We start from the raw sequence: 1035 nt of genomic DNA on the forward strand, positions 1-1035 counted from the left end.
CGTTTTCCAAAATCGCGATCGTAACGTCGTTTGCGCGCGCAAAATGGTTCGCCAAAACCTGAAGCACGCGCTCGGCGCCACCGTTTCTAAGAGCTGCGATGACGAATAAAATTTTCATCTAAGCCCCTTGTAAATTTTATATAAAAACCGCAGCAGGGCGGGGTTTGCGTAAAACAAAACCATTAAAATTTTTTGCGCCCTATTTGCGTGGCGCATGAAAAATTTAAAGTTTAAATTTTCACGCACGAAGCCGTGCAGTTGCGAAATGACGGCCGCCGCTTCGTCGCCGCTTAGCGCCTCGTCGCTATTTGGCGCCTTCTTGTTTGAAATTTCGCCCGCGCCCTCTTTTGCGCTCGAATTTACGGCACCGCTAGCAGGCGCGCTCACCTGCGATCTTATCACCATAAACGCCGTATTTAGCGCGGATTCGCAGCGCGTGAAGTCCGCCTCCTCCCTTAGCTGCGGATACGCCGAGACGATGGAGTCCGTAAACTTGCGCACGGCGGGGATCGCAGCTAGGTGGCGGCGCGAGAATGAATTAACGGTCGAGCCCGCGCGGATGCGGTAAAAATAGAGCGTCTCGCTCGTGCACGCGGTAGCTCCGTGATTAAACATATCGAAAAAAATCGCCACGTCCTCGTAGATCTGCCCCTGCGGAAAGCGTAGGCTTTTAAAAATTTCGCTCGCAAACAGCGCGCGGCAGGGACCGGTGCTAAAATACGGATTTTGCAAGCAGCTCTGCCTAAAAAGCTCGCACGGCTCTATAATCCGCTCGCGGCTCGCGTCCTTTTGAGCCTTGCTTTGCGCGGCGACCTGCGAAGTGTAAGTTTGCACGCCGTTTTGTAAGCTACCGGTTTGCTCGCTATTTTGCGAAGCGCAGTCTTGCGAGTTGCACGTTTGTGCGCCGCTTTGCAAAGCTCCGTTTTGCGCTGCGGGGGTTATGGAGCTATCAGAGCTATCGGCGCAGCGCGCATTAAATTTAATTTTATCCCCCGCGGAGCCGCTAAATTTAGCCTCATCTGGCGCTGCGCTTTG

General features: G+C 53.3%; 1 protein-coding gene. It reads right to left on the reverse strand.

Annotated elements, in window-relative coordinates; all coding sequences use genetic code 11:
- Positions 1 to 114: 114 nt before the first annotated feature.
- Positions 115 to 1035 (reverse strand): hypothetical protein (locus Q0236_RS09290; RefSeq protein WP_297917115.1); only part of this gene is annotated, 921 nt, incomplete at its 5' end.

The organism is uncultured Campylobacter sp., assembly GCF_938031315.1.
Lineage (GTDB): Bacteria > Campylobacterota > Campylobacteria > Campylobacterales > Campylobacteraceae > Campylobacter_B.